Source organism: Variovorax sp. 10N432, assembly GCF_056394465.1.
In genome coordinates this window covers 35,313-43,136 of sequence record NZ_JBFTHX010000047.1, presented here as the reverse complement: position 1 = coordinate 43,136, position 7,824 = coordinate 35,313, and the positions used below count along the sequence as shown (strand labels likewise).

Genomic DNA, 7,824 nt, shown 5'->3' with positions numbered 1-7,824 from the left:
GAGCGGCTGAAGCTCGACACCGACGGCTACTACATGTCGCCGGCGCTGTTCAGCGAGTCGGCGGCGTCGATGCGCATCAACAAGGAAGAGATCTTCGGGCCGGTGGCGAGCGTGATCCGGGTGAAGAACTACGAGGAGGCGCTGGCGACGGCGAACGACACCGAGTTCGGGCTGTCGGCGGGCATCGCGACCACCAGCCTGAAATACGCGACGCACTTCAAGCGCCACAGCCAGGCGGGCATGGTGATGGTCAACCTGCCGACGGCGGGGGTGGACTATCACGTGCCCTTCGGCGGGCGCAAGGGGTCGAGCTACGGGCCGCGCGAGCAGGGCAGGTATGCGCAGGAGTTCTTTACGGTGGTGAAGACGGCGTACACGTTCTCCTGAGACCTTGCGGGACAGACCAAGAAACTGCGTAGCAGTTTTTGCTCTGTCCTCAACTGATTAGATTGCGGCCCACCTCACAGCGTCGTTCCTTGATCAACATCAACCCGATCCCCCCGCCAAGTGCGAAGCTGCGGCGATGCGCATCCAGTTCTTCGGCGGCACGGGCACAGTCACCGGGTCCAAGTACCTGCTCGAGCACGAGGGCCGGCGCCTGCTCGTGGATTGCGGCCTTTTCCAGGGCGTCAAGCAATTGCGCCTGCGCAATTGGCATCCCTTGCCGACCAACGTCGCGGACATCGACGCGGTGCTGCTGACGCATGCGCACATCGACCACAGCGGGTTCGTTCCGCGGCTCGTCAACCTGGGCTTCAAGGGCCCGGTCTACTGCACCGAGGCCACGCTCGAGTTGTGCAAGCTGCTGTTGCCGGATTCGGCCCGGCTTCAGGAGGAAGAGGCCGATTTCGCCAACCGCCACGGCCACTCCAGGCACCAGCCCGCATTGCCGCTCTACACCGAAGGGGATGCCCGCGATGCACTGAAGCGCTTCGAGGTCATGCCCTTCGGCGAGGAGCAGGTCCCGTGGCCGGGTTGGTTGTGGCGGCTGACGCGCGCCGGCCACATCCTCGGCGCGGCCAGCTTGCGTGTCGGCTGGACGGGCGGAAGCATCCTTTTTTCAGGTGACCTGGGCCGCAGCGACGATCTCCTCATGCGGCCGCCGGAGCCGCCCCCGCCGGCCGACTACGTCGTCGTCGAATCGACCTATGGGGATCGGCTGCACCGCGACGTCGACACCTTGTCGGCCCTTGCCGTCGTCGTGAACCGCACCGCGGCGCGCGGCGGCATCGTGGTGATCCCGGCTTTTGCGGTGGGCCGCGCGCAGACGCTCCTGCATGCCGTCCATCTGCTCAAGCAGGCCCGGCGGATTCCCGACATGCCGGTCTACCTCGACAGCCCGATGGCGGCCGATGTCACGCGCATCTATCGCCACCATGGCGACGAGCACCTGCTGGGCGCCGAGCAATGCGCCGCGATGAGCGCGGAGGCCACTGTCGTCAACACGATCGAGGAGTCGAAGCGCCTCGATGCGCTGACCTATCCGTCCATCATCGTGTCTGCGAGCGGCATGGCCACCGGCGGGCGCGTGCTTCATCACATCAAGACCTACGCACCCGAGGCGAGGAACACGATCCTGTTCGCCGGCTTCCAGGCCGCCGGAACGCGCGGCGCGACGCTCGTTGGAGGCGCGAAGGAGGTGAAGATCCACGGTGCCTACGTGCCGGTGCGGGCCGAGATCGCGATGCTCGACACCTTGTCCGCGCATGCCGACCGGGCCCAGCTCCTGGCCTGGCTGGACGCACTGCCGGCGCCGAGACGGGTCTTCGTGACCCACGGTGAACCGGTGGCCGCCGATTCGCTGCGGCTGGCGATCGAAGAACAGCACGGCTGGCCGGTGACGGTGCCGGACTACCTCGAGAGCTTCGAGCTCTGAGGCGGCGGCTCGCGCCATGGCCTTCGATCGGTTGCCCGCCCGGCGCGCCGGCATCGACACCTACCAGCAGCCCGTGGTCTACCTGCGCAGCGACTGCCCGGTCTGCCGCGCCGAGGGCTTCGAGGCGCAGGCGCAGGTGGAGGTGGTTGCCGGGCACCGGCACGTGCTCGCCATCCTGAACCACGTGACCAGCGACTGGCTGCGCAGCGACGAGATCGCGCTGTCCGAGGCCGCCTGGAGCCTGTTGGGGGTGGCCGAAGGCGAGGCCGTGGCGGTGCGCCATCCGCCGCAGCTGGATTCGCTGGCGCACCTGCGCACCAAGGTGCACGGCGGCAAGCTGGGGTACGAGGCCTTGCGCGCACTGATGGAAGACGTGAGCCGCGGCCGCGTGTCGGACATCCACCTTGCTTCCTTCGTGACGGTGTGCGCAGGGGGTGGCCTCGACTTCGACGAGACCGTGGCGTTGACCCAGGCCATGGTCGACGTCGGCGAACGAATCGACTGGGGAACTTCGCCCGTGGTGGACAAGCACTGCATCGGCGGGCTGCCAGGAAACCGGACCACGCTGCTGGTGGTGCCGATCGTCGCGGCTTGCGGCATCACGATGCCCAAGACTTCGTCGCGCGCCATCACGTCGGCCGCCGGCACCGCCGATGCAATGGAAACGCTGGCGCCGGTCGCCTTGGAGCTGCCCGCGATGCGGCGCGTGGTGGAACGCGAAGGCGGCTGCATCGTCTGGGGCGGCACCACCCGGATCAGTCCGGCCGACGACATGCTGATCCGCGTGGAGCGCCCGCTCAGCCTCGACAGCGAAGGCCTGCTCGTTGCTTCGATCCTTTCCAAGAAGGCCGCGGTGGGTTCGCAGCGGGTGCTGATCGACCTGCCGGTGGGGCCGCAGACCAAGGTGCGCAGCGCGCAGGCCGCCGACCGGCTCTCGCACAGCCTGGTCTCCGTCGGCGCCGCGCTGGGCCTGCAAGTGCGCACCGTGCTGACCGATGGTTCGCAGCCGGTCGGCCGCGGCATCGGGCCGGCGTTGGAGGCCATCGATGTCATGGCGGTGCTCGAACGCATGCCCGATGCGCCGGCCGACCTGCGCGAGCGTGCGCTGGAACTCGCCGGGCTGGTGCTGGAAATGGCGGGGCGCGCCGCGATGGGAAGCGGGCGGGCCATGGCGCGCGAAGTTCTCGAGGACGGCCGCGCGCTGGCCAAGTTCATATCGATCTGCGAAGCCCAGGGCGGCCTTCGGATTCCGCCCAGGGCGGCGCATGCCCACGTGGTTGCGGCGCCGGCGAGCGGCGTGGTGCAGGCGATCGACACCCGCCTCCTGTCGCGGGTGGCCAAGCTCGCCGGTGCGCCGCGTGATCCGGCGGCCGGGGCCACGCTGCACGTGCGCCAGGGGGACCGGGTCGAGCTCGGACAGCCCCTCTACACCTTGCATGCCGAGAGCCCGGGGGCACTGCGCTATGCATTGGCCTTCACGCGCTCGCAGCTGCCGGTCGCGCGTGTCGAGGCCGGGGCATGAGCGCTCACCCTCGGGGAATCGTGTCGAGCAGCACCGTCTGGATCACGCATCGGTGATTCGCCGATCGGCGAGCCTCCTCGATCGGACGGCCCTCGGCATGCAGCGACCAGGTCGACGGGCGCGTCGCGTCGACCACGTAGGCCGCGTCGTTCGACGCCCCATGCCCCGCTTCGGCGACCTGCAGCGCAAAGCCGAGTTCCCGTGCCGCGGCGAGGAAGATGCTGCCGCGCGGCGTGCGTGGGTCGCCGAGGAAGACGATGCGCGTCTTCACCGCTTGCGGCGATGCGAGGTCGCAGAGTGTCAGAAGGTCGGCGATCACGCGGGCCGGGTGGTCGTCCAGCCCCAGGCCGGCGTAGACGGGAACCCCGGCCTCTCTTTCGATCCGCCGAACCGTCGGCAACGGGAGCGCGTCGCAGTCGATGGCGTCGTACATGCGCCCCAGAAGCCGCGCCAGGGCCCCGATGTCCACCTGGCTGGAGGCGTCGGTCTCGAAGGGGACTTCGGCGACGCGGGCGCCCAGCTCCCGGGCTGCGCGATGGAGTGGCGACACCTCGCGCCCCGAGGGCCTCGCGAGCAGCAAGGCCAGGTTCTTGCCGCGCAAGGCGCTGCCACTGGCCCCCGCATCCGAATCCGCCCGCAGGCGCCGGGCCGCTGCAAAGAGGGCGACGATCTTCGCGGCCGCCAGCGGTTCATCGGGTTGCCAGCTACTGGCATGAGAGGAGGAAGGCTTCACGGTTGCAACGGTATGGCTTTTGCGATTTGCGCACTTGATGGCGGTCAACAAAGCGGGGCCTCGGTCGTCGTTACCGATCTGACACGAAGCATTCACCCGCTGTTACCGAGACCGCCGTGGCGTTGGCGCATCTGTTGCACGCGCTTCCTAAGCTCTGGTCCATCGATCTTCGAGGAGAGCCAGTGATGACTGAAGTGACGAACACCCCGAATCGCCCGGTATCTGTCGTCGGCCGCATCGCCGACACCCTGCAGCTGCTGCAGGACAGCATGCCCATCCAGCGGCGTATCGTCCGCGCCGGCGACTCGGTGTACCAGGTGGGCCAAGCGTTCGGCTGCCTCTATATCGTGAACTCCGGCTACTTCAAGATGGTCAACCTCTCGGGCGAGGGTCGCGAGCAGGTGGTCGGCCTCTATTTCAAGGGCGACTGGCTGGGGCTGGACGGCATCGCCACATCGCACTACGCCTGCGACGCGGTGGCCATGGACACCGGGGAGGTCTGGGCCATTCGCTACGATGCGCTGATCCAGGCCGCCGTGCGGACGCCCGCGCTGCTCACCTTGCTGCACGAGGCCATGAGCCGCGAACTGACCCGTGAGCACGACTCGATGCTGTCGTTGTGCACGCTGCCCGCCGATGCGCGCGTGGCGGGTTTCCTTCGCTACTGGACCGACGCGCTGGCCCAGCGCGGCCAGCGCACCGACCAGATCACCCTGCGCATGACGCGGGCCGAGATCGGCAACTACCTCGGCATGACCCTCGAAAGCGTCAGCCGGGCGCTGTCGCGCCTGGCACGCGGGGACGTGATCCGGTTCACGGAGAAGGGCCGGCGCGACATCCATATCCCGCAGGTCGAGGCGCTCACCGCCTTCATCCAAGGAGCGACGGTCGCGCCGATGGCGGGCGCGCTTCACTGAGCCGATTCGAGAGCCCGGGCGATGGCCTGCTCGAGGTCGGCCCGCGTGAAGGGCTTGCGAAGCAGTTCGCGGCCCCGTGGCTCGCCCGGCAGTTCGCTGGAATAGCCGGACATCAGCAGCACCCGAAGCCCGGGCCGCAGCGCGATCGCCGCATCCGCCAGCTCGGTGCCGCGCAGGCCCGGGCCGAGCAGGATGTCCGTCAGCAGCAACCCGACGGGCTGGTCCGTCGCCAGCATTCGAAGGGCCTCCTCGGCATCGGCGCAGGCGGTGACATCGAACGCCATCGCGTCGAGGAACCTCGCGACCACCTTGCGAACTTCGGGGTCGTCTTCCACCAGCAGGACGCGCAGTCCCTCCGGCACATGGCTGGCACCGCGTTCGAGGCCGTCAAGGGCGAGGCCGTCATCGTCGGCTCGCGGCAGGAAGATCGTGACGGTGGTTCCTTGCCCCAGGGTGCTCGCGAGGCTCACGGCGCCGTGCGATTGCCTGGCAAAGCCGTAGACCGTCGACAGGCCGAGGCCGGTGCCGCGGCCGGTCTCCTTGGTCGTGAAGAAGGGCTCGAAGGCGCGGGCCTTGATGGCTTCAGGCATGCCGAGCCCGGTGTCCGTGATGGCGATCGACGCGAATCCATGCGATGGCGAATCGCCCGGCTGGGCGTCCAGGCCGTCCGGCAACGCCGCCACGGCCCGGCAGCTGAATGACAGGGTCCCGCCTTGCGGCATGGCGTCGCGTGCGTTGATGGCCACGTTGAGCAGGGCGGACTCGAGCTGCCCGGGATCCGCCACGCAAAGCACTTCGTGCGCATCGAGGGTGATGCCGATGCGCTGGTCCAGCGTGCGCCGAAGCATGTTCGTCAGGGACTCCAGCAGCGCGGCGACGTCGACGATCGTCGGCTGGAGCATCTGGCGGCGGGAAAACGCGAGCAGCTTTCCCGTCAGTTCGGCGCCGCGCCGGGTGGCGCGGGCGGCGGCGCCGACGACCTGCTGCACCAGGGGATCGCGAGCGTAGGCCGGTGCATCTTCGAGCACCTGGAGGTTGCCCGAGATCACCGTGAGCAGGTTGTTGAAATCGTGCGCCACGCCGCCGGTCAACTGGCCGACGCTCTCGAGCCGCTGGGCGTGGTTGAGCGCGTCTTCGCTGCTCTCGCGCTGCATCACCGTGGCGAGCATGCTCGACAGCGACTCCAGGAAGCGGACTTCGTCGTCGCCGAAGCGTTTCAGCGCGCGCGAGCGAACGGCGAGCGTTCCGATGGTGCGGCCCCGGTCCGCCAGCGGCACCGAGAGTTCGCACACCAGGCCGGCCTCGACGTAGTGCGACGGAACCTGAAAACGCTGCTCCTGCGCGTAGTCGCTCAGGAGCACGGGCTCGCCGTGCGCCACCACGTGGCCGGAGGGAGATCCGGGCTCGTTGGGGACCCTGTCGCCGATGGCTTCCTGGGGCAGCAGTCCCACGCCGGCGACGATCCGGAAGTGCGTGCCGTCCGGCTCGAGCAACAGGATCTTTGCCTGTTCGACCTCCAGGGCTTCCGCCACGATGGTGGGAACGAGGTCGATCAGCTTCTTCGAATCGCGGGCGTCGACGGCATGCCGGCCGAACTGGGCCAGGCATTCGGCATAGCGGGCGCGCTGCAAGGCCTGCTTCACGCGCGGGTAGGCGCCGACGCCGCGGATCGCGGCCACGACGTAGGGCAGGCCGTGGTCCTGCAACGGACTCAGCGCGATCTCGACCATGACCTCGCTGCCGTCGCGCCGCTTGGCCACCAGGTCCATCTGAGTGCCCATCGGTCGGGGACGTGGATGGTCGGCGTAGGCCTTGCGATAGGCCGCGTGGCGCGGACGGATGGCGTCGGGCACCAGCGCATCCACCGGCAGGCCGATCAACTCGGCCTCGGCATAGCCCAGCAGTTCCAGCGCAGCGGGATTGGCAAGGCGGATCACCCCTTGCTCGTCGATCAGGAGGAGCGCGTCGGGGTAGGCGAGAAAGAGCGATCGATACACCGCCCCGTCGTCGAATCCCGAGGCAGCGAGCGGGGCCGGCATCAGGCCGCCTCTACCTTGGGGACGAGGATATAGCCGGCGCCACGGACCGATTTGATGATCTGCGGCGTCTCGGGGTCGGCCTCGATCTTCCGGCGCAGGCGCCCGATCTGCACGTCGATCGTGCGGTCGAAGGGCCCCCCGTCGCGGCCGCGCGTGTGTTCGAGCAGGAAGTCGCGCGACAGCACCCGCCCGGGATGGGTCGCCAGGGTGTTCAGAAGGTCGAATTCGCCCGTGGTCAGCGCCACTTCCTGGCCCTTGGGGTCCAGCAGCCGTCGCGCGGCGGTGTCGAGCTCCCACTGTGCGAAGCGCAGCATCGTGACGGGCGCAGCCGTGGCACGGGCCGGCGGCGCGTCGGAGGGTGCGATGCGGCGCAGCACCGCCTTGATGCGCGCCACCAGTTCCCGCAGGTCGAAAGGCTTGGTGACGTAGTCGTCGGCGCCCACTTCCAGCCCGACCACCTTGTCGACCGCGTCACCCCGTCCGGTGACGATGACCAAGCCGCATCGCCAGTGTTCGCGCAGCTGGCGAGCGATGGCAAAGCCGTCTTCGCCCGGGAGGCCCAGGTCGAGCAGCACCAGCGCCGGCGCGTCGCTCGCCATCAGTTCGATGAGCGCCGCGCCGGTGTGGACCTGGCTGACTCGAAAGCCTTGGCCCGCCAGGTAGCTGGCAAGGAGCTGCGTGATGTCCGCTTCGTCGTCGAGGACGGCAAGGTGGGTGGGGCTGGTCACCGGGCCATA

General features: G+C 68.8%; 7 protein-coding genes. 4 read left to right on the top strand and 3 right to left on the bottom strand.

Annotation, left to right across the window (positions count from 1 at the left end):
* From AC1DF3_RS32225 to AC1DF3_RS32215, 3 genes are all read left to right on the top strand, one after another.
* On the top strand, positions 1 to 387 hold a 387-nt coding region (locus AC1DF3_RS32225; protein WP_478142126.1), incomplete at its 5' end, for an aldehyde dehydrogenase family protein.
* Positions 388 to 523: 136 nt separating this feature from the next.
* Complete coding sequence (locus AC1DF3_RS32220) at positions 524 to 1,876, top strand: MBL fold metallo-hydrolase (RefSeq protein ID WP_478142125.1); 1,353 nt, start codon at positions 524 to 526, stop codon at positions 1,874 to 1,876.
* 16 nt (positions 1,877 to 1,892) lie between these two features.
* Positions 1,893 to 3,398, top strand: coding sequence for a thymidine phosphorylase family protein (locus tag AC1DF3_RS32215; RefSeq protein ID WP_478142124.1), 1,506 nt, complete (start codon positions 1,893 to 1,895; stop codon positions 3,396 to 3,398).
* Between the two features lie 4 nt (positions 3,399 to 3,402).
* Here the strand turns inward: AC1DF3_RS32215 and AC1DF3_RS32210 are convergent, their stop codons facing one another.
* On the bottom strand, positions 3,403 to 4,179 hold the full coding sequence (locus AC1DF3_RS32210) for a Rossmann-fold NAD(P)-binding domain-containing protein (protein ID WP_286535881.1): 777 nt from the start codon (positions 4,177 to 4,179) through the stop codon (positions 3,403 to 3,405).
* Between the two features lie 137 nt (positions 4,180 to 4,316).
* On the opposite strand from AC1DF3_RS32210, the gene AC1DF3_RS32205 reads away from it, so the two are divergent.
* The gene (locus AC1DF3_RS32205) at positions 4,317 to 5,048 is read left to right on the top strand and encodes a Crp/Fnr family transcriptional regulator (protein ID WP_286535879.1); all 732 of its coding nucleotides are present in this window, start codon (positions 4,317 to 4,319) and stop codon (positions 5,046 to 5,048) included.
* Here the strand turns inward: AC1DF3_RS32205 and AC1DF3_RS32200 are convergent.
* Both AC1DF3_RS32200 and AC1DF3_RS32195 read right to left on the bottom strand, forming a co-directional pair.
* Positions 5,042 to 7,087 (bottom strand): PAS domain S-box protein, encoded by a 2,046-nt coding sequence (locus tag AC1DF3_RS32200; protein WP_478142123.1) that lies wholly within the window; start codon positions 7,085 to 7,087, stop codon positions 5,042 to 5,044. The two genes, AC1DF3_RS32205 and AC1DF3_RS32200, sit on opposite strands and share 7 nt — an antisense overlap.
* Complete coding sequence (locus AC1DF3_RS32195) at positions 7,087 to 7,815, bottom strand: winged helix-turn-helix domain-containing protein (protein WP_286535877.1); 729 nt, start codon at positions 7,813 to 7,815, stop codon at positions 7,087 to 7,089. The genes AC1DF3_RS32200 and AC1DF3_RS32195 overlap by 1 nt, the downstream gene beginning before the upstream one ends.
* Positions 7,816 to 7,824: the final 9 nt, after the last annotated feature.

What these genes read in the sequence shown, in the direction of transcription:
- AC1DF3_RS32205 (WP_286535879.1), top strand. Translation starts at nt 4,317, where the DNA reads ATGACTGAAGTGACGAACACCCCGAATCGCCCGGTATCTGTCGTCGGC.
- AC1DF3_RS32220 (WP_478142125.1), top strand. Translation starts at nt 524, where the DNA reads ATGCGCATCCAGTTCTTCGGCGGCACGGGCACAGTCACCGGGTCCAAG.
- AC1DF3_RS32215 (WP_478142124.1), top strand. Translation starts at nt 1,893, where the DNA reads ATGGCCTTCGATCGGTTGCCCGCCCGGCGCGCCGGCATCGACACCTAC.
- AC1DF3_RS32200 (WP_478142123.1), bottom strand. Translation starts at nt 7,087, where the DNA reads ATGCCGGCCCCGCTCGCTGCCTCGGGATTCGACGACGGGGCGGTGTAT.